Origin of the sequence: uncultured Pseudoflavonifractor sp., from assembly GCF_944387805.1 — a bacterium.
Classification (GTDB): domain Bacteria; phylum Bacillota; class Clostridia; order Oscillospirales; family Oscillospiraceae; genus Pseudoflavonifractor.
On sequence record NZ_CALXGI010000054.1, the window covers coordinates 1 to 19,097 of the forward strand.

At 62.6% G+C, this 19,097-nt stretch carries 18 protein-coding genes, 2 pseudogenes and 1 riboswitch; of the genes and pseudogenes, 12 read left to right on the top strand and 8 right to left on the bottom strand.

What is annotated here, in order from left to right:
* Both Q0K06_RS11075 and lepB read left to right on the top strand, forming a co-directional pair.
* A pseudogene (locus Q0K06_RS11075) lies at positions 1–1,018 on the top strand (hypothetical protein); the annotation flags it as partial.
* Positions 1,019–1,092: 74 nt separating this feature from the next.
* Entirely contained in the window at positions 1,093–1,707 is a 615-nt protein-coding gene (lepB, locus tag Q0K06_RS11080; protein WP_294475721.1) for a signal peptidase I, read from the top strand.
* A 45-nt stretch (positions 1,708–1,752) separates the two neighbouring features.
* On the opposite strand, the gene Q0K06_RS11085 is transcribed toward lepB, so the two are convergent.
* From Q0K06_RS11085 to Q0K06_RS11095, 3 genes are read right to left on the bottom strand one after another with little or no spacing between them, the layout of a single operon-like run.
* Complete coding sequence (locus tag Q0K06_RS11085; protein ID WP_294475719.1) at positions 1,753–2,388, bottom strand: ABC-2 transporter permease; 636 nt, start codon at positions 2,386–2,388, stop codon at positions 1,753–1,755.
* Positions 2,385–3,245 carry an ABC transporter ATP-binding protein gene (locus Q0K06_RS11090; protein WP_294552355.1) on the bottom strand — a complete coding sequence of 287 codons (861 nt, stop codon included), beginning with the start codon at positions 3,243–3,245 and terminating at the stop codon, positions 2,385–2,387. Before Q0K06_RS11090 ends, Q0K06_RS11085 begins: the two co-directional genes overlap by 4 nt.
* 1 nt (position 3,246) lies before the next feature.
* Positions 3,247–3,621, bottom strand: a complete 375-nt coding sequence (locus tag Q0K06_RS11095) for a GntR family transcriptional regulator (protein ID WP_294475716.1) — start codon at positions 3,619–3,621, stop codon at positions 3,247–3,249.
* 242 nt (positions 3,622–3,863) lie between these two features.
* On the opposite strand from Q0K06_RS11095, the gene Q0K06_RS11100 reads away from it, so the two are divergent.
* Positions 3,864–5,468, top strand: a complete 1,605-nt coding sequence (locus tag Q0K06_RS11100; protein ID WP_294552358.1) for a peptide chain release factor 3 — start codon at positions 3,864–3,866, stop codon at positions 5,466–5,468.
* Positions 5,469–5,527: 59 nt separating this feature from the next.
* Here the strand turns inward: Q0K06_RS11100 and Q0K06_RS11105 are convergent, their stop codons facing one another.
* Entirely contained in the window at positions 5,528–6,442 is a 915-nt protein-coding gene (locus tag Q0K06_RS11105) for a LysR family transcriptional regulator (RefSeq protein WP_294552361.1), read from the bottom strand.
* Positions 6,443–6,548: 106 nt separating this feature from the next.
* Here Q0K06_RS11105 and Q0K06_RS11110 point away from each other — a divergent pair, with 106 nt between their 5' ends.
* The 5 genes from Q0K06_RS11110 (at position 6,549) to Q0K06_RS11130 (ending at position 11,404) form a co-directional block, all read left to right on the top strand.
* Complete coding sequence (locus tag Q0K06_RS11110) at positions 6,549–7,121, top strand: chromate transporter (protein WP_294552364.1); 573 nt, start codon at positions 6,549–6,551, stop codon at positions 7,119–7,121.
* Position 7,122: 1 nt separating this feature from the next.
* Positions 7,123–7,686: a chromate transporter gene (locus tag Q0K06_RS11115; protein WP_294552367.1), complete on the top strand. Its 564-nt coding sequence runs from the start codon at positions 7,123–7,125 to the stop codon at positions 7,684–7,686.
* A gap of 13 nt (positions 7,687–7,699) precedes the next feature.
* A complete protein-coding gene (locus tag Q0K06_RS11120) occupies positions 7,700–8,230 on the top strand; it encodes a hypothetical protein (RefSeq protein ID WP_294552370.1) in 531 nt (176 codons plus the stop codon).
* A 225-nt stretch (positions 8,231–8,455) separates the two neighbouring features.
* Positions 8,456–9,502, top strand: coding sequence for a helix-turn-helix transcriptional regulator (locus Q0K06_RS11125; protein WP_294552372.1), 1,047 nt, complete (start codon positions 8,456–8,458; stop codon positions 9,500–9,502).
* Positions 9,503–9,604: 102 nt separating this feature from the next.
* A complete protein-coding gene (locus Q0K06_RS11130; RefSeq protein ID WP_294552375.1) occupies positions 9,605–11,404 on the top strand; it encodes a P-loop NTPase fold protein in 1,800 nt (599 codons plus the stop codon).
* A gap of 52 nt (positions 11,405–11,456) precedes the next feature.
* On the opposite strand, the gene Q0K06_RS11135 is transcribed toward Q0K06_RS11130, so the two are convergent.
* Positions 11,457–12,038, bottom strand: a complete 582-nt coding sequence (locus tag Q0K06_RS11135; RefSeq protein ID WP_294552378.1) for an ECF transporter S component — start codon at positions 12,036–12,038, stop codon at positions 11,457–11,459.
* Positions 12,039–12,154: 116 nt separating this feature from the next.
* Here Q0K06_RS11135 and Q0K06_RS11140 point away from each other — a divergent pair, with 116 nt between their 5' ends.
* The 4 genes from Q0K06_RS11140 to Q0K06_RS11155 all read left to right on the top strand — a co-directional run bounded on the left by Q0K06_RS11140 (position 12,155) and on the right by Q0K06_RS11155 (position 15,036).
* A complete protein-coding gene (locus Q0K06_RS11140; protein ID WP_294552381.1) occupies positions 12,155–13,546 on the top strand; it encodes a PLP-dependent aminotransferase family protein in 1,392 nt (463 codons plus the stop codon).
* A 70-nt stretch (positions 13,547–13,616) separates the two neighbouring features.
* Complete coding sequence (locus tag Q0K06_RS11145) at positions 13,617–14,030, top strand: hypothetical protein (RefSeq protein WP_294552384.1); 414 nt, start codon at positions 13,617–13,619, stop codon at positions 14,028–14,030.
* A gap of 25 nt (positions 14,031–14,055) precedes the next feature.
* Positions 14,056–14,490 carry a cell wall hydrolase gene (locus Q0K06_RS11150; protein ID WP_294552387.1) on the top strand — a complete coding sequence of 145 codons (435 nt, stop codon included), beginning with the start codon at positions 14,056–14,058 and terminating at the stop codon, positions 14,488–14,490.
* An 18-nt stretch (positions 14,491–14,508) separates the two neighbouring features.
* The gene (locus Q0K06_RS11155) at positions 14,509–15,036 is read left to right on the top strand and encodes a hypothetical protein (protein ID WP_294552390.1); all 528 of its coding nucleotides are present in this window, start codon (positions 14,509–14,511) and stop codon (positions 15,034–15,036) included.
* A gap of 96 nt (positions 15,037–15,132) precedes the next feature.
* On the opposite strand, the gene Q0K06_RS11160 is transcribed toward Q0K06_RS11155, so the two are convergent.
* The 3 genes and pseudogenes from Q0K06_RS11160 to Q0K06_RS11170 all read right to left on the bottom strand — a co-directional run.
* Complete coding sequence (locus Q0K06_RS11160; RefSeq protein ID WP_294552393.1) at positions 15,133–17,601, bottom strand: SpaA isopeptide-forming pilin-related protein; 2,469 nt, start codon at positions 17,599–17,601, stop codon at positions 15,133–15,135.
* Positions 17,602–17,639: 38 nt separating this feature from the next.
* Positions 17,640–17,728, bottom strand: a riboswitch (cyclic di-GMP riboswitch).
* A 351-nt stretch (positions 17,729–18,079) separates the two neighbouring features.
* Positions 18,080–18,793, bottom strand: a complete 714-nt coding sequence (locus Q0K06_RS11165) for a V-type ATP synthase subunit D (protein WP_294552397.1) — start codon at positions 18,791–18,793, stop codon at positions 18,080–18,082.
* Between the two features lie 70 nt (positions 18,794–18,863).
* Positions 18,864–19,097: pseudogene (locus tag Q0K06_RS11170) on the bottom strand (V-type ATP synthase subunit B); the annotation flags it as partial.

Here is a 19,097-nt window from a genome sequence, read left to right on the forward strand (position 1 = left end):
GGGTCGGCGGCTCCTCGCCCGCTACGGCGTGGAGGACCCAGACGGCATCCTGGAACAGGCCCGCGCCTACCGGGAGAAGCGGCTGGCGGCGGAGGAGGCCCGCCGGACCGCCCAGGCGGCGGAGGAGGCCCGCCGGGACCTGACCGCCCAGCGGGAGGCCCTGCTGCAAAAGCTGCTGGCCTTCGTCCACGGCTTCGCCCCGGCGGCTACCGACCTCTTCGGGGTCTCCACCGCCCTGTCCCGGGCCCTCACCCTGGGCGAGCGCCTGGCCGCCGCCCGGGTGAAGGTCCAGGGGGCCCGGAAGCTCCTGGACACCCTGCCGGAGCCCACGCCGGAGAACAACGTCATCCTCCGGCAGGCACAGGGCGGAAAGGCCCCCGCCCCGCCGCCCCCCATGACCCACACCCCCCAGCAGACCGCCGCCGCCCTCTCGGCGGTGACCGGGGAGCTCCAGCGGGTCCGGGAGGCCCTCTCCCACGCCAGGGGCCAGCGCACAGCCCTGGGGGACCCGGAGGAGCTGGGGGGCCGGCGGGAGGCCCTGTCCCAGGACCTGGAGGCCCGGCGGCAGGAGTATCAGGCCCTGACCCTGGCCCTGGAGGCCCTGGAGGAGGCCAACGGCCAGCTCCGGGCCCGGTTCTCTCCCGCCCTGAACCAGCGGGCGGGGGCGATCTTCTCCGCCCTCACCGGGGGGAAGTACCAGGAGGTGACCCTCACCCGGGAGCTGGAGGCCTCCGCCAGGGAGGCCGGGGATATCCGGCCCCGGCGGGCCCTGACCCTGTCCCGGGGCACGGTGGACCAGCTCTATCTGGCGGTGCGGCTGGCGGTGTGCCAGCTGGCCCTCCCCGGGGAGGACCCCGCCCCCCTGGTGCTGGACGACGCTCTGAGCGACTTTGACGACAGCCGGATGGCCCTGGCCCTGAACTGCCTGCGGGACCTCTCCCGGGAGCGGCAGGTCCTCCTCTTCACCTGCCACAGCCGGGAACAGCGCTGGCTGGAGCAGGCCGGGGGGGCGCAATGACCGGGCCCGGCCTTGCTTTTTCCTCCAAACTGGGATATAATAACGCTACTTTTTCAATTGGGAGTTGATCGCCCTTGTCAGAGGAACGGAATTACAACCCGGCGGAGGAGCCCGAGGCGGAAGCCGCCCTCTCCGGCGCCGACGCCGTGAAGGTGGACCTCTACTTCTGGCTTCAGGCCCTGGTGATGGCCTTGGTGGGGCTCATCCTGGTCTTCACCTTTGTGGGGCGGGTCATCGGGGTGGATGGGGAGTCCATGATGCCCACCCTCCACGACCGGGACATGCTTCTGCTCCAGTCCATCGGCTATGAGCCGGCCCAGGGGGACGTGGTGGTGCTGAGCACCAAGTCCTTCCGGGAGGGCGCCCCCATCGTCAAGCGCATCATCGCCGTGGGGGGCCAGACGGTGGATATTGACTACAGCGCCAACACCGTCTATGTGGATGGGGTGGCCCTGGACGAGCCCTATATCCTGGAGGTCATGCGGGCCCTCCCCGAGAGCTTCGCCACCCATGTGCAGGTCCCCGAGGGCTCCGTCTTCGTCATGGGGGACAACCGCAACAACTCCACCGACAGCCGCTCCCCGGAGCTGGGGGTGGTAGACGAGCGGTGCGTCCTGGGCAAGGCCCTCTTCATCCTCCTCCCCTTCCAGGACGCCGGGGCCATCGAGTCCATCTCCCGGCCCAGATAACAAAAAAATTCCCTTCGGACAGGTTCCGAAGGGAATTTTTTGCCGTCACAGGTCCTTTTTCAGGAAGATCCCCAGGGCGACAAAGTAGGAGGGGATCAGGGCCAGCAGGCCCACAGCCGGCAGCGCCGCCAGGGGAAACTCTAACTGACTGAGGGAAAGGCCCATCTCCCTAAGGGCGGTGAGTCCGCCGAAAATGAGGCCCGCCCCCAGACCCAAGGCCAGAAGCAGATAGAGCCGCCCCTTTTGGGAGCCGAACTTGAAGAGGAGGGGGAGAAGGACGGCGTTCATCAGGCAGCCGTAGGCGGCGGGTATGAGGCCGCTGAGGAGAAGGTCCATCCGCTCCTGGGCCTGGGCGCCGGAGGCCAGGCCCGCCGCCAGGTGGAGAAGGATGGAAAAGACCATGGAGCCCACACAGACCAGAGTGGTGAAGAGGTATCGGGCCATCACCACGCCCCGCCGCCCTCCGGGCAGGGCGGCGGCGTACTTGTCCCACCGGGCCTGCTCGTCATAGGCAAAAAGGTTCACCGGGATCATGATGCACATCACCGACACATAGGCCACGAAAAAAGAGCTGTCGTAGATCCCCGCAAAGGTGAGCATGGCAAAGACCAGCGCCACCAGCACATAGCTTTTGAACATACTGACCGAGAGATAGAAGTCCTTTCGCACCAGACCCGTCATTTCCCGTCCCCCCTGACCGTAAATACCATAATCTCCTCCAGGCTCACCGGGTCCACCGTGAGCCCCGGACAGCGCCGCTGGAAGGCCCGGCGGTCCTTCACCAGGGCCTCGCAGCCGAACTGATTCACCCGGGTCCCCAGCAGCAGGGCCGGGTCTATTTTCTGGAGGTCGGCCCTGGAACAGACCAGCCGCCCGTAGGTCTCCAGCAGCTCGTCCTTGGCCCCCTGGAGGGCCACCCGTCCCCGGTGGAGGTAGGTCACATAGTCGGCGGCCTTCTCCAAATCGCTGGTGATGTGGCTGGAGATCAACACGGCGTGGTCCTCGTCCTGGATAAAGGCCAGGAACTCGTCCAGCAGCTCGTCCCGGACCACCGGGTCCAGGCCGGAGGTGGCCTCGTCCAGAATCAGCAGCCTGGGGTGGTGGGAGAGGGCGGTGGCGATGGAGAGCTTCTGCTTCATGCCCCGGGAGAGCTGCTTGCTCTCCTGGTCCCGCGGGCGCCGGAAGCGCTGCACAGCGGCGTGGAAGCGGGCGCTGTCCCAGTCCCGGTAGACCCCCGAGAGGACGCGCCCCACCTGGGGGACCTTCAGGGGGTCGTGGAAGCTCGCCTCGTCCAGCACCACCCCGATGTCCTCCTTATAGGAGGGGTCGTCCCCCAGGATCTCCCGTCCGAAGATTCGGATGGAGCCCCCGTTCCGGCGGATGAGGCCCAGAATGGCCTTGATGGTGGTGGACTTCCCCGCCCCGTTCTCCCCGATGAGCCCCAGAATGGAGCCGCCGGGGAGGGTCAGGTCCACGTCCCTGAGCTGAAAATCGCCGTAGTCCTTGCAAAGGCCCCTGACTTCAATGGCGTTTATCATATCACTCGTCTCCATACAAAATGTTCAGCGCACCGGTCATCTCCGCCAGAGTGATGCCGCCCCCCTTGGCGATGTTTACCGCCTGTGAGAGACGCTCCTCCATCCGCCGGAGGCAGTCCTCCCGGACCAGCTCCAAATTCCTGGCCGCCACAAAGCAGCCCTTGCCCGGAACGGTGGTGAGGAAGCCCTCCCGCTCCAGCTCCTCGTAGGCCCGCTTGGTGGTGATGACCGAAATGCGCAGCTCCTTGGCCAGCAGCCGCATGGAGGGAAGGGCCTCCCCCTCGCGCAGCTCCCCCCGCAGAATGAGGCCCTTCACCTGCTGGGTGATCTGCTCGTAAATGGGCGTGCCGGCGCTGTTGCTGATGATGATGTCCAATGACTCCACCTCGAGATGTCGTATTGTATATATCCAGCATATACAGTATAGACACACTACCCCCCACTTGTCAAGGGGTTTTTGGAATTTCTTTCGCTGCCCGAGCCGTCCCGCCGGGAAGGGGACCGCCGTGGAAATCTTTCCAGGCCGCCTTGCAATTTCCTGCGGGATTGTGATAAAATGAAAAAACTTGCGGGTCAGAACCCGCGGATTCAGTCCTGAGAAATGAGGAGGCCGTCCCCTTGTCCAAATACGAAGCTGAGATTTCCCGCCGGCGCACCTTTGCCATCATCAGCCACCCAGACGCCGGCAAGACCACCCTCACCGAAAAGTTTCTGCTCTACGGCGGGGCCATCGCCCAGGCCGGCGTGGTCAAGGGCAAGAAGAACGCCCGGGCCGCCACCTCCGACTGGATGGAGATCGAGAAGCAGCGCGGCATCTCGGTGACCTCCTCGGTGATGCAGTTCCAGTACGAGGGCTTCTGCATCAACATTCTGGACACCCCGGGCCACCAGGACTTCTCGGAGGACACCTACCGCACCCTCATGGCCGCCGACTCCGCCGTCATGGTCATCGACGCCGCCAAGGGCGTGGAGGCCCAGACCCGGAAGCTGTTCAAGGTGTGCGCCATGCGGGACATCCCCATCTTCACCTTCATCAACAAGATGGACCGGGAGGCCCGGGACCCCTTTGAGCTGTGCGAGGAGCTGGAGCACGAGCTGGGCATCGACACCTACGCGGTGAACTGGCCCATCGGCTGCGGCAAGGAGTTCAAGGGCGTGTACGACCGGCAGAACCGGAAGGTGATCCACTTCACCTCCAACACCAACGCCCGGGCGGCCACCGCCACCGAGATCGAGCCCGACGACCCCGCCCTGGCCGGCCTCATCGGGGCGGACAAGCGGGAGCAGCTCATGGGGGAGATCGAGCTGCTGGACGGGGCCTCCTGTGACTTTGACCTGGAGCGGGTGCGCCACGGCAAGCTGTCTCCGGTGTTCTTCGGCTCCGCCCTCACCAACTTCGGCGTGGAGCCCTTCCTGGAAGAATTTTTGCGCATGACCACCGCCCCCCTGCCCCGGAAGGCGGGGGACGAGGTCATCGACTCCTTCGACCCGGACTTCTCCGCCTTCGTCTTTAAAATCCAGGCCAACATGAACAAGGCCCACCGGGACCGCATCGCCTTCATGCGGGTGGTGTCCGGCAAGTTCGAGGCGGACCGGGAGGTCTACCACGTCCAGGGCAAGAAAAAGATCCGCCTCTCCCGGCCCCAGCAGCTCATGGCCGCCGAGCGGGAGATCATCGAGGAGGCCTACGCCGGGGACATCATCGGCGTCTTCGACCCGGGCATCTTCTCCATCGGGGATACCCTCTGCACGCCGGGGAAAAAGTTCCGGTTCGACCCCATCCCCACCTTTGCCCCGGAGCACTTTCGCCGGGTCCGGCCCCTGGACACCATGAAGCGCAAGCAGTTCCTCAAGGGCATGGAGCAGATCGCCCAGGAGGGCGCCATCCAGATTTTCAAGACCCCCTACTCCGGTATGGAGGAGGTCATTGTGGGGGTGGTGGGCACCCTTCAGTTCGACGTGCTGGAGTACCGGCTGAAAAACGAGTACAACGTGGATCTCTACATGGAGGGCCTGCCCTACGAGTACCTCCGCTGGATTGAGACCGAGGACGGCGAACCGGTGAAGGAGGAGGACCTGATTCTGGGCGACGGCGTGAAGCTGGTGGAGGACTACAAGGGCAACCAGCTCCTCCTCTTCGCCACCCAGTGGGCCATCAACTGGACCAGCGAGCGAAACAAAAACCTGACCCTGCTGGAGTTCGGCGGGGGCTGGCAGAAATAAATTCCCATACGATTCCCTCCGGGGCGGGCACAGATGTGTCCGCCCTGTTTTTATTATGCTCAGTATAGCCCGTTATACCGGGGCATGGGATAATCCATCTCATAGTTCCGGCACAGGTCAATGAAGGCGCCGGCCAGAGGCGTGATATATTTGTCCTTGTGATAGGCGATACGGAACCTGCGGCTGAAGCTCAGCCCCTCCACCCGCACCGCCACCACCAGCCCCCGCTCCAGGGGGCCCAGCACCATGCGGTAGGGCAGCACGGTAATGCCCAGCCCGCAGATGACCGCATTGACCAGGGCGGTGGTGCTCACTGCCTCCCATACGGGGTGCACGGAGATACCGGCCGCCTCTATCACGTGCTCAAACTCCTCCCGGGTGCCGCTGCCCCGCTCCCGCAGCAGGAACTTCTGCCGGCGGAACTCCTCCAGCGTCAGGGTCTGCCCCTGCCGGAAGCCGCCGCCGCTGGCGCTGATGACCGCCAGATGGTCCTCCATGTACTCCTCCGTCCTGATGGAGGCGCTTCTGGGCACGCCCTCCATCAGGACCAGATCCAGCGTATTGTCCATCAGCCTGCGCTCCAGCTCGTCGGAGGAGGCCACCGCCACCTGTATCTCCACTCCAGGGTGCTGGGCAGTGAACGTCTTAATATAGTGAGGCAGGAACTGGGCTCCGATGGTAATGCTGGCCCCCACCCGCAGCATTCCAATCCGGTCCCAGTCCCGCAGGGTCTTTTCCATATCGTCGAACAGGCCGGAAATATGAAGGCCATACTCCCGGAACCGCCGCCCCGCCTCGGTGAGAACCAGCCTGCGTCCAATGCGGTCAAAAAGCAGGACGCCGTAATAGTGCTCCAGCTCATGAATGGCCAGGCTCACCGCCGGCTGCGCCATGTGGAGGTACTCTGCCGCCTTTGTGGTATTGCAGCCGCAGGTGCACACAGCCAAAAAAATCTTGATATGCCGGATGGTCACGTCTCTCCGCTCCTTTATAATATTTTTGTTATCATTTTTATTTAATAATATTATTTTTATTATTTGTTTTCAAGCCGTATAATAGGGCGCGTAAGGAGGGATTTACTTGAACACACCACAAAACAAATACAAAACCCTGTTCCTATCCACCTTTCAGCTCAGCGCCTGTACCTTTGGCGGCGGCTTTGTCATCATTCCCCTGATGCGGAAAAAATTTGTGGAGCAGCTCCACTGGATCGATGAGCAGGAGATGCTGGACCTGACCGCCATCGCCCAGTCTTCTCCCGGCGCCATCGCCGTAAACGCCTCTATTCTGGTGGGGTACCGTGTGGCCGGTGTGCCCGGAGCCCTGCTGACCGTGCTGGGCACTGTGCTGCCTCCTCTTATCATCATCTCCATTATCTCCTTTTTCTACGCCGCCTTCCGGGACAACGTGTTTGTGAGCATGGCTATGAACGGCATGCTGGCCGGTGTGGCAGCCGTCATCTGCGATGTGGTTATCACTATGGGCAGCTCTATCATCCGCCTCCGGCAGGCTCTTCCCATTCTGGTTCTGGCGCTCTCCTTTGTGGCGGTGCAGTTCTTTGACGCCAACATCATCCTCGTCATTCTCGTCTGCGGCTGCATCGGCGCCCTGAACACCTATCTGCGGGAAAAGGCCAGAAAGGAGCGCGGCTGAAATGATTTATCTGCAGCTGTTCTGGAGCTTCTTCCAGATTGGCCTGTTCAGCATCGGCGGCGGCTACGCCGCGATGCCGCTTATCCAGCACCAGGTGGTGGACCTTCACCCCTGGCTGACCATGACCCAGTTCGCCGATATCATGACCATTGCAGAGATGACCCCCGGTCCCGTGGCCATCAACTCCGCCACCTTTGTGGGTATCCAGGTGGCGGGTATTCCGGGCGCTCTCGTGGCCACCGTCAGCTGCGTTCTGCCCTCCTGCGTCATTGTCATGCTGCTGGCCTACATCTACTACCGCTTCAAAGGGCTGACCCTGGTACAGGGGATCCTTTTTGGGCTCCGCCCGGCGGTGGTTGCCATGATTGCCTCCGCCGGAATTTCCCTGCTGATTCTCTCCCTCTATGGGACCCGCACCCTGCCGGCGGATCTGACCGGAATCAACCTGATTTCCGTGCTTATCTTTGGCGCCGGCCTGTTCATCCTGCGGAAATGGAAGGTAAATCCCATCTGGGTCATGGCCGGGGCGGGGGCTGTGGGACTTCTCCTGTACCAAATTGTTTAAGGGAGGTATTTCCATGACATACCGTTTAAAGGCCGGTGTGCTCTATTCCGCCGGCGGGGCGCAGCCTCTGGCTCACATTCGGGGGCATTTCTGCGGCGCTGAGAAGCAGGTTCTGGATCAGAACGACAGCCTCCTTCTCCGCACGGATATCCGCCTTCTCCGGACAGACGCCCAGTCGGCGGGGGACGTCCGGTGCAAGGAGTACGTAATGTATGACGCGGACGGCACGGAATGCGCAGTGGCAAGGCCCTGCTATGCCGACGGGGACGATCCCTCCACAGCCGGCTGGCCTGTCTGCCGTATGCCGCGGGTAGGACAGGCCGCCCTGACCGCAGGCGGACAGCGCTATACCCTGTTGATGGAAAATGTACAGAATTACGTCCTCACCGACAGCCAGAACCACTGCACGGTGCGAATTATCCATCAGGGGGTGCCGGGAGGGTGGCGGCTGGACGTCTCTCTGCCCCTCTCCGCCGCATTTCTGTGCGGCCTGTTTATCTTCTGCCGCTACCTGGAGGAGGAAAATGAATTTGTCGTAGTCTGACTCCGGGCCTCTGCCGCCAAAGCAGAAGTAAATCCTCATACCCTTCCCCTCCGGGGCGGACATATCTGTGTCCGCCCTATTTTTTGTCCCAGAGCCGCAAACCATTGGAAACACTGGACTCGACCGACAGTCGTGCCCTGATTTTGTCCCCACCCCTTGACTTTTCGCCCCGGTCTGGGTAGGGTAAAGGCGAGCGCTCCAACCACCAAAACGGAGGTCATATCTATGGACGAAAAGAAATCCTTCGGCGAGTACATCCGCCGCAAACGGCTGGGTGCGGGCATGACCCAGCGGGAGCTGGCCCAGTCCCTCTATGTGACTGAGTCCACAGTGAGCAAGTGGGAGCGGGGCCTGTCCTACCCGGACGTGTCCCTGGTGCCCGCCATCTGCCGCCTGCTGGGCATCTCGGAGCATGAGTTCTTCACTGCCTGTGACGATGACGAGGCGGTAGACCAGGCCCGGGCCGCCGCCGTTTGGAACGGGGTGGTAAAAGGTGTGCAGATCTTCTTCGGCGCCGCCTACGGGGCCGCCCTTATCTCCTGCTTTATCTGCAATCTGGTCTTTGAGGGCGCGCTGACCTGGTTCTGGATCGTGCTGTTCTCCCTGTCCATCGCCTTCTGCTTTACCAATCTCCCCTTCCTGGTCCGCAAAAACCGGCTGCCCGTCTGTCTGGGCTCGGCCTCCGGCGGCCTGCTCCTGCTGCTGCTCTCCTGCTGGGGCGTGGCGGGGGGCCACTGGCTGGGCGGCGCCTTGGCCATCACCGCCGCATCTCTGGCCCTGCCCTGGAGTGTGTGGGCTGTGTGGCGCTTCTGCGGCCGCCATGTTCTCCCCCTCTCCATGGCCGTTTTCTCTGTCTGGGTCTTTGGCCTGCTGGCTGTTATCCGCCTGTTCACCGGCGGGGGCTGGCTGCTGGGCTTTGCCTATCCCATCGCTGCCTTTGCCCTGGCCTTTCTCTGGCTCCTCTTCGCCGTATTCTACTGGCTGCCTGCCGGGCCCTGGCTGAAGGCCGGGCTGGCCGGACTGCTGCTCACATTCGTGGTGCCTCTTGGCAACTGTCTCTCCGCCGCCGTGGTCCCGGAGCAAAGTGCCCCCACTCTGGCCCACTACTTCTCCTGGGGCGTCCTTTTTACCCATCAGGACGCGGGCAGCTTCTCCTGGATCAATGTGCTGGTCTTTGCCGTTATGCTTCTGGCCTCCCTGGCTCTGCTGGCCGTGGGCGCTGCCCTAGAGCTGAGAAAGCTCCGCCGCAGGAAGGAGAAACCTCTGTCCTGAACCGGGAGACGGCTGCTTCCGCTTGCCAGCCCCCTTCCTTTCTGTTATGATGGAAGATAACAGCGAATGTATTCCAACTCTGTCAGACCAAGAGGGAAACCCATGGCAGGCTTTACAGACAAGCCCCTCAGCGGGCGCAGCGAAGATATTTTCGATGTGGAGAAGTACATCAAGGGCCTGAGCAGCTTTATCCTGGAGTGCGACACGCCCATGACCGTGGCAGTCCAGGGGGATTGGGGTAGCGGCAAGACCAGCTTCATGATGCTCATCCGGGAGGAACTGGAGGCCAAGGTGCTCCCCGTCTGGTTCAACACCTGGCAGTTCTCTCAGTTCAACCTGGGGGACCGGCTGCCCCTGCTGCTGGTGTCCCGGCTGACGGCCGCCCTGGGGCTCAAGGGCATCCAGGCCGACTCCATCAAGAGCTCCCTGCGCACCCTGGGAGGTGTTCTGTTCCGGGTGGGCCTGTCGGCGGCCAACACAGTGACCGGGCTGGATGTGTCGGGCGCGGCCGAGGCCGCCATGCACTCCGGCGAGGAGGACGTGACCGAGGCTGTCTCCACCCTGAAATCCCGGTTTCAGGACTGTGTGAAGCAGGCCCTGAAGGAGAAAAAGAAGGACCGGGTGGTCATCTTCGTGGACGACCTGGACCGGCTGGCCCCTGCCCGGGCGGTAGAGCTGCTGGAGGTGCTCAAGCTCTTCCTGGACTGCGACAAGTGCGTGTTCCTTCTGGCCATCGACTACGCGGTGGTCTCTCAGGGCATCCGCCAGAAGTACGGCGAGAGTCTGGGCACGGACAAAGGCCGCAGCTTTTTCGACAAGATTATCCAGGTGCCCTTCAAGATGCCGGTCGCACACTACGACATTGAAAAATTCGTCCGCACTGCCCTGGAGCAGATGCGCCTGCCTGTGGCCGACGCCGCCCCCTACGTGTCCCTCATCCGCACCTCCATCGGCTACAACCCCCGTGGCATCAAGCGGCTGCTCAACGCCTTTCTCCTGCTCCAGCGCATCCACAGCGGCGAGCACCTGGACCAGGACCACGAGAAGCGGCTGCTTTTCGCCGTGCTCTGCCTCCAGCTGTCCTATGAGGAGGTCTACAACTTTGTGGTCCGCAGCATCAGCCGGCTGACGCCCGCGTTTTTCAACCAGCTGGCCCAGCCGGAGCGATACGCCGCCCTGCTCTCCGGCGATGAGCTGGACGAGGATATGGAGGAGAACGACCCGCTGCTTCAGGAGCTCTTTGAACAGTGGGGGCTGGACGGCTCCGCCGACGTCAACCGCATTGCCGACTTTATGGAGAGCTTCCGCACCGCTCTGTCCGCCTCCGGCGGCGCCCTCACCCGGGAGGACCTGAAGCTGCTGGAGAATATTCTCAACTTCTCCGCCACCACCAACGCCGAGGCAGAGACTGCCCCCAGCCGTTTTCTTTCCGCCAACGGCCTCTCAGGCAGGGGCATCCGGTACAAAAACCGGCTGGATGACGCGGCTGCCTACCACAGCGTGAGCGAGCCCATTGTCTTTGACGCGGCGAAAAAGCTCCCCGGCTGGAACAACTCCAAGCTGGAGGCCTTCCGCCTCTTTGGGCAGGAGGTGCCTGTCCGCAAGTACAGCGCCATGCTCACCCAGGTGCTGGACCTGCTCTACCAGCGGGACCCGGAGAAATTCCGCGCCGTCCAGGCCGACCCGGCAGCCCACGAGCTGTCCGCCCTCTTCGACTGCAAGCGGGACTCCTCCAAGACCGCCCGGGTCCCCACAGCCGGAGTGGACGTAGAAGTCAACAGCTCCAGCCATGACAAAGTCATCTCCCTTCAGAGGATGATGACCGCCATGGGGTATAACCCCGGCAATTTGGAACTGAAGGTCCGCCTGGCCCACCGGGTGGAGCAGGAAAATGCCGGTTAACGCTGCAAAAAGCGCTGTCCCATACGGGACAGCGCTTTTTGCTTTTCACAAATTATCCCCGGGCGGCGCCCACGCTGTGCCGGGCTTTCGTCACCGCCGCGGCCAGGGCCGGGGCGCACACAATAGCTACCACCGCGTTGAAGGCAGTGGCGGGCAGCTTGGGCACCAGGGCCGCCAGGGCGGGGCCCGCCTGAAGGCCGCCCAACAGCAGGCCGTCCCAGGCGAAGCCCTTGAACAGGTACAGCGCCGCGTACACCACTGCGCCGGTCACTGTGCCCGCCAGGTTCCAGCCGTACTTCTCCCCCCGGCGGCCGGCGCTCCAGGCAATGAGGCCCACCGCCAGGCCGTAGGCCCCCTTGGTGAGGAAGGTAATCCAGCACTCAGAGATATACAGCGGGTTGGTCATATCATAGATGGCCGAGCCGATGCCCGCCGCCAGGCCGCCCCCCACCGGGCCCAGAAAAATACCCGACAGGGCGCACATAATGTTGCCCAGGTGAAAGGATGTAGTGCCCACGTTCACAGGCAGAGTGATCCGCAGGGCGGAGCCCACCGCCACCAGCGCGGCCATCAGGCCCGCCATGACGGCAAACATCAGCTTTTCGTCCCTCTTGTTTCTGGAATTGAGAATCATAACGCTTCCCTCCTGAGATTGACTTCTGTTCTCTTGTGCTGTATTATACACGTAACTGGTATCTTTAAAATATCCAGTTTTATTATTTTTTATCAGGTCAGTTTGGAGACGATAGTATGTCCGCATCCTTCTTTGTGCCGGAGGAGGGCGCCCTCCCCCTCTACGAGCAGATCTACCGCCGCATGGTGGAGGAGATCCGCACCGGCCGCCTGGCCGCCGGAGAGCGGGCCCCCTCCAAGCGGCAGCTGTGCGCCCAGCTGGGGGTGAGCCTGTCCACGGTGGAGACCGCTTACGGCATGCTGGTGGCCGAGGGATACCTGCAATCCCGGCCCCGGAGCGGATACCGGGTGTGCTCTCTGCTGCCTCTGGACGCCCCGGCGGCTTCCGTCCCCCCGGCCGCCGTCCCTGCGCCTCCTCCGGCGGCTCCCGCCCTCAGCGACGTTTTCTCCACCGCCGCCGTGGACACCCATATTTTCCCCTCCTCGGTTTGGGCCAGCCTGACCCGGGAGGCCCTGAAGAACCCGGAGCTGCTCCAGCGGGGAGACCCCCAGGGAGATTTGCCTCTGCGTGAAGCCCTGTGCAACTTTCTCCAGTCCTGCCGGGGCGTGCGGTGCCGCAGCGAGCAGGTGGTGGTGGGCGCAGGCATGGAGTACCTGCTCAGCGTGCTCTTTCAGCTCTTTGACCCGGCTGTCCCTGTGGCCCTGGAGAACCCGGGATATAACGCCGCCTACCGTACTCTGGAGAATCTGGGCCGCTCCGCCGTCCCCGTGCCGGTGGACAGCCAGGGCATGTCGCCCGCTGCCCTGGCTGCCTCCGGGGCCGGAGTGGCCTACGTGACCCCCTCTCACCAGTTCCCCACCGGCGCGGCCATGCCTGCCGGACGGCGGACCGAACTGCTCCGCTGGGCCTACGCCGCGCCGGGCCGCTATATCATCGAGGACGACTACGACAGCGAGTTCCGCTATGCCTCCCGGCCCATCCCCGCCATGCAGGGCATGGATACCGGCGGCCGGGTGGTATACACCGGCACCTTCAGCCGCACCCTGGCCCCCTCTATCCGGGCCGCCTACCTCATCCTGCCCGAGGCCCTGCTGGACGTGTACAAGGCCCGGTTTGCCCACGGCGCGTCCACGGTATCCCGGTTTGAGCAGCAGGTGCTCTGCCGCTTCCTGTCCTCCGGCCAGTACGGGCGGCACCTGCGCCGGGCGGGCAGCCTGTACCGGGCCCGGTGTGCCGCCCTCACCGCCGCTCTGAAAAATGTCTTTCCCCAGGGCCGGGTGTCGGGCGCGGGGGCGGGGCTCCACCTGCTCCTCACCCTGCCGGGCCGGGATGAGGCGGATTTGGCCGCCCGGGCGGCAGCTGCGGGCTACCGGGTGCGCACCCTGGGGGAGTACAGCCGTGGGACCTCCCCTCTGCCCGGCTCCCTGGTGCTGGGCTTTGCCGGGCTGGACGTGGCCGACGCTCCCATGGCAGTGACTGACCTGGCCCGGGCCTTCGGCGGCATGTGACATTCCCGCTCCCCTGGGCATAGAATACTGCGGAGGCGGGCGGAACCTGCCGGACGGAGGAGGCGATTGGATGGAAGAGACGGACCGGGAGGCACTGGCGCGGCAGCTGAAGGACGCCGACGGGGCGGCGGTCTTTCTGCTGGTGCTGATCTGCTCCCTGCTGCTCTCCCTCAGCGCCTCCCTCACCCAGCGGCGCCAGCTCTGCCTGGCTCTGGCGGGCAGGACGGAGGAGGCGGCGGCTGTACCGCCGGTGCTTCCGGTGCGGCGGTGGGCCAGCGTGCTGGCCGTGGGTTCTCTGGGCTTTTTCCTGTGTCTGGCCATTCAGGCATGGCGGGATCTGGCCCCGGAGGCCGGCCGCGCTGCCCGGCAGTCGGCCGGCAGAAGCCTGTGGGCCTCCGTGCTGGTGCTGGCCGCTGCGGTGGTGCGGCTGGACGGCCTGGATTCCTCCGCCGCTCCGTCCGCCTCCCACACCCTTGCGGTCTGACCGGCCCTGTCAGGAGGAACATTCAATGGCATATTCAGACCTGGAGCTGCTGGCCCGCATTGTGAAATGCGAGGCAGGCGGCGAGGGACTCAACGGCATGCGGGCGGTGGCCTCGGTGGTGATGAACCGGGTCAACATTACATACGGCGAGTACGGGCGGCTCCACACGGTCCGGGAGGTGGTCTTTCAGCCCCGGCAGTTTGTCTGCGCCATGGAGACTGTGGGCGGGCAGTACAACGCCCAGAACCTCTACAACATGTCCCTGGAGCAGGTTCACTGGGACGTGGCGGAGTGGGCCATGGCGGGCAACCGTCTGACCAACCTGGGCTTTGCCTTGTGGTTCTTCAACCCGTACAGCCCCGAGTGCCGCCCCTTTTTCCCCTCCCAGGTGGGAGAATTCGCAATCCGCATCGGCGACCACTGCTTCTACAACCCCACCGCCGCCTATGCGGACACCTGAAATCTGGAGGTCTATCCTATGGCACAGTATTATCCCGGCGCCGCCGGAGGCGGAGCCATGAACAATACCGACAACAGCGGCTCTCTTGTGGTGCCGCCGGAGGAGAATTTCAACACCCCCGCCATGCAGGGCTCGCTTCAGCAGTTTTTGGCGGACAATCTGGGGGAGTATGTGGTGGTAGAGTTTCTCATCGGCACCAACGCCCTCACCCGGAAGCAGGGCGTGCTCTACGCCGTGGGCCGCAGCGTGCTCACCCTGTATGAGGAGACCAGCCAGACCTTTGTGGTCTGCGACATCTTTTCGGTAAAATTCGTCACCTTCTATCTCCCGGGCCAGCGGCCTTACCGCGTTCCGGCCACCAGCTTTGCCCCGGGCAGCATGTATACCCCCATGCCGGGTACGCAGGCCTCCGGAACCCCCGCCATGCCCAATATGGGCTGGACCGCTGCCGATACCGTTCCCATCACAAACAGCGGCAGCGCTATGGGCAGCGCCGCCTGTCCGGGCGGCTTCTGCGGCGGATACGGCGTGCCTATGTCCGGCTGAGGCTGCCACCCGCCGTTGTCCGGGCTGTCTCAAGCGCATAAAGAAGCCGCGCACCAAATTCGGTGCGCGGCCTCTTGTTTTTGCTGCTTTGCGCTCTTATCTGCGGGATTTCTTCATCCACAGGATGCTGGCGGCGCCGGCAGTGGCCATGGACAGGGCCAGCAGCAGCATGCCGATGGTATTCATGGTGTTGTCCGCCACGGTGCCGGTCTGGGGAAGATCGCCGGTGGGGGTCTCGCCGTCGCCGATATCCACTTCCTCGCCGCCCTCATCGGGCAGGTCAGGCTGGTCGCCGGTGGGGGTGTCGTCGTCCGGGATATCCGTCTCCCCGCCCTCGTCAGGCAGTTCGGGCTGATCGCCGGTGGGGGTGTCGTCGTCCGGAATATCGGTATCGTCAACTACGTAGTACACGTTGACCACCTTGTTGCTGTTGAGGATGCCGGTCAGGGCGTCGCCGCTGGTGCTGTCGTAGGTATAGCCGTCGATAGCGATGGCGTCGTACTCAGTCACGTCGTACCGGCTGCCCTCAATCCGGCTGGGGGTAACATAACTGGAGGCAATCTTCTCGCCGCTGTTCTTGTCGTAGTAGTTGACAGTGACAGTGTAGTAGTTATAGCTGGGGCCGGGGATGTACTGTCTCGTATTGGTAACGTTCACTGTCTCGGCGGTCTCGTCCACCACAATCTCCAGATCCGCGCTCAGGCCGTCATAGCCGGAGGGAGCGGAAACCTCAGTGAGGTAGTAGGTGCCGAAGAGCAGGTTCACATTGAAAGAGCCGCCCTCAAACACCTTGGCGGCGGTCTCGTCCGCCTGCCAGGACACAACACCCTCATCCTCAGTGTAGTAGAGCTTGTTCTCGCCGTCCAGTTTGTACAGCTTGAACTGAGCGCCGTCCAGCGCGTTGCCAGACTCGTCCACCTTGTTGACGGTCACGTCGCTGTCAATCTGCTCCAGCTCAATGATGTTGTAGTAAGTAAAGCTGTAGTTCTGGTAGCTGTTGCCCATGCCAGGGCCGTCAATGCCGTAGCCGGACCAGATTTCTAATGTCTCGCCATCCTGGAAACCGTCTTTGGTCAGTTCAGTGAAGTAGGAATTGGTCTCCGTATAGAGTTCCGTTCCGGACATGTAGTCGCCCACAGCGTGTGCGCGGGAGAAATCCACACCGGCTCCGTTGGGGTTGAGAATATCCACATTATCCTTGCCATAGACTACGCTGAACAGGCCCATGTAGAAGCTGTTGTAGCTGACGGCGGCGATCTCCGGCTCAGGCCACTTGATCTGAACACTCAGGTTACTGCCGGAGGACTGTGCGGAGACAAACCGGTCAATCCAAGGATACTGCTCAATATATGCCAGCAGTTCATCCTCCGTCATGGTCCAAATGCCGTTGCTGGTAAGCTTGGATCCGTCCAGCCAGTCGGGATGGTCGGCAAAGAGATCCGTCAGGTTGTCATAGGAGACGCCCCGCAGCTCGTTGAAATAATCCAGCAGATAGTCGGTAATGGCGGTCTCTCCGGTATAGCCGGCCTCGGCCAGATAGCTGTAGATCTGGCACATCATTTCAAAGGTCACATTACCGCTGCCGCCAACGTGGAAGATATCCTGATAAAAGTATTCAGGAATCATAGCGCCGGAGAACTTGATGGGCAGATACTGGCCGTCATAAGTCAGGACGGGCAGAAGAGAACCCTCTTCCAGGCTGCCGAACTCGTCGCTGTCTCCAGGCGCCAGCACAAAGCTGCCGTCCTTATACTGGTACACATTCCCAGATTCATTTTTGACCATAATCTGGAATTTGTAGTGGTCGCCGGGAACCTGAGAGTCATGTTCCCACAGATCCAGCGCACACTGGGCCAGGTCAATTACCACGCTTTCCGGTGCGCCCTCATGGATTGTGTAGTTAAACACATATCCGTCCGTGCTGTTACCGGTATAGCCGTCATACGTGACGGACTCAGACTGTCTCTTGGTGTAGTCCACCGTGCAGGTCTCCTCGGGGATTTCGGGGACCGCAGGCTCCTCGCCGCCCTCCTCCAGAGCGGCCAGAGCTTCCTCAGCGGCGGTCAGGACGGCGTAGTTGGACACATCGGCCTTCAGGCTCTCGTCCAGCGCGTTATAGGCGGCGCGGGCGGCATCAATGGCATCAGCATCCTCACTCGTCACAGTCCCAGGCAGAGCGGCGATCAGAGTCTCCACGGTCTCCACCGCGCAGGGCTGCCCCTCTACGGCCTCAACATAGCCGCAGGCATCGTTATGGACATGGGTGCAGGGCTGCCCCTCCTCGGCAGGCTGGTAGGCGCAGTCTTCCACATGGTCAACGACACCATCACCGTCGGTATCAGTGCACTTCATGTCGCAGGGGACTTCTTCTTTTGCTTCCACATAGCCGCACGTTTCGTCATGCTCATGGGTGCAGGGCTGGCCCTCCACCGCCGCTACATAGCCGCAGGCATCGCTGTGCTCATGGGTTCCCTCCGCCGCCATGGCGGCGGTGCCCATGGTGCCGAAGCATAGGCTTAACGCCATCAGGATTGCCACGGCACGTTGTGTCTTTTTTGCCAGCATCTTTCATTCTCCTTTCAATGATGGGCAAGCATGAAATCTGCGGCAGCCGGACGAGCATGGCGGCCTGTGCCGCTTTAGCCTCCTGACTTTGCGTCCCGGCCTTTCGGCCGGTTTGCCCTTTCGTCACCGGACGAACTCTACCCGGCCACCAGGTTCTTTTTGTTCCCGCAGGGAACAAAAAACACGGTACCGTGTTTGCTCTTCCGATTGTGCTTTCACTATATCACACAGCGGTTACATTCCGGTTACATTTTGAATTTTTCCTGTTTCCCTTATACTGACAGCTCTCCCGGGCCATCCGGCCTGTCCTCTTCAAAGCTGCCGGGTCCACGGCAAATTGTACAAGAATTAACGGATTTATTTGTCAGATTGTGCGCCGGCATGATTCCAGCCTCTTGGGAACAAAGGCAGAAAAAGGCACGCTGCTCTCTACGGCAGCGTGCCTTTTTGCACTGTGCAGTTTAAACTTGTGGAACCGTCAGGCCTTCTCCGGCTCGGCCGGGCGGCCGCCGAAGGCCTCCACGGCCCGGGCGTCGGCCTCCCGCTTCTCCTCGATGGCCTCCTGGAGCAGCATGTCCTTCACCTTCATCAGCCGGATGGTGTTGGACCGCTCGTTCTCGTCCAGCTTCATGGAGATATACCTGATGGCCTCCTGCATCTGGGGAATTTTCACATACTCCAGGGCGTTGACCCGGCGGCGGGTCTTTTCAATCTCCTCGGCCAGCAGCTGGGAGGTCTTTTCAATCTGGGCCAGGCGGAGCATGTCCTGGAACACCCCCGCCAGGGCGTCCACCGCATCATCCAGCTCGCCGGAGGTTGCGGCGAAGCCGTAGGGGTAGATCTCCCCAGCGTCGCTGCTCTTGGTCTTGAAGTGGTACTCCGGCACGTTGACCGACATGATATTGCGGAAGGTCATATCCAGCTCCACGCTCTGCTTGGGGTACAGCAGGGACTGCTCCAGCATCTCGGCGGACATAAGGGCGGAGGCAACCGTGAAGGACCCGTGGGCCCGCATGAGCCCCTCCTCCACCTTTTTCCGCAGGGCGCGGTTCTCCCGCACCACATCCAGGAACTGCTTCATCAGCTCGTCCCGCTTGTCCTTGAGGAGCTTATGGCCCCGCTGAGCAGTCTTGAGCCGGGTTTTCAGCCGGGTGAGCTCCATCCGGGTGGGGTTTACATTGATGGCCGGCAAGGGATTCGCCTCCTTTCAAAGTCGGGTTCGCCGGTCTGCCGCTCCGTCTGCTCGGCGGAGCGGTATGGCGTCACTCCGCCTTTTGGGGGAGGTACTTGTCGATAAACTCAGGCTTGATGCGCTTGAGCTCGCTTCTGGGCAGAATGCTCAGCAACTCCCAGCCCAGGTCCAATGTTTCCTCGATGGAGCGGTTCTCCTCGTTGCCCTGGGACACGTACCGCTTTTCAAACTCGTCGGCGAACTTGGCGTACAGCAGGTCGGTGGGAGAAAGGGCGCTCTCGCCCAGGATGGACATAAGCTCCTT

Bases quoted from the DNA above. Each gene is read 5' to 3' on its own strand.
- Q0K06_RS11150 (WP_294552387.1), top strand. From the start codon at position 14,056: ATGGCATATTCAGACCTGGAGCTGCTGGCCCGCATTGTGAAATGCGAG.
- Q0K06_RS11145 (WP_294552384.1), top strand. From the start codon at position 13,617: ATGGAAGAGACGGACCGGGAGGCACTGGCGCGGCAGCTGAAGGACGCC.
- Q0K06_RS11155 (WP_294552390.1), top strand. From the start codon at position 14,509: ATGGCACAGTATTATCCCGGCGCCGCCGGAGGCGGAGCCATGAACAAT.
- Q0K06_RS11160 (WP_294552393.1), bottom strand. From the start codon at position 17,601: ATGCTGGCAAAAAAGACACAACGTGCCGTGGCAATCCTGATGGCGTTA.
- Q0K06_RS11140 (WP_294552381.1), top strand. From the start codon at position 12,155: ATGTCCGCATCCTTCTTTGTGCCGGAGGAGGGCGCCCTCCCCCTCTAC.
- Q0K06_RS11115 (WP_294552367.1), top strand. From the start codon at position 7,123: ATGATTTATCTGCAGCTGTTCTGGAGCTTCTTCCAGATTGGCCTGTTC.
- Q0K06_RS11120 (WP_294552370.1), top strand. From the start codon at position 7,700: ATGACATACCGTTTAAAGGCCGGTGTGCTCTATTCCGCCGGCGGGGCG.
- Q0K06_RS11090 (WP_294552355.1), bottom strand. From the start codon at position 3,245: ATGATAAACGCCATTGAAGTCAGGGGCCTTTGCAAGGACTACGGCGAT.
- Q0K06_RS11125 (WP_294552372.1), top strand. From the start codon at position 8,456: ATGGACGAAAAGAAATCCTTCGGCGAGTACATCCGCCGCAAACGGCTG.
- Q0K06_RS11130 (WP_294552375.1), top strand. From the start codon at position 9,605: ATGGCAGGCTTTACAGACAAGCCCCTCAGCGGGCGCAGCGAAGATATT.
- Q0K06_RS11135 (WP_294552378.1), bottom strand. From the start codon at position 12,038: ATGATTCTCAATTCCAGAAACAAGAGGGACGAAAAGCTGATGTTTGCC.
- Q0K06_RS11085 (WP_294475719.1), bottom strand. From the start codon at position 2,388: ATGACGGGTCTGGTGCGAAAGGACTTCTATCTCTCGGTCAGTATGTTC.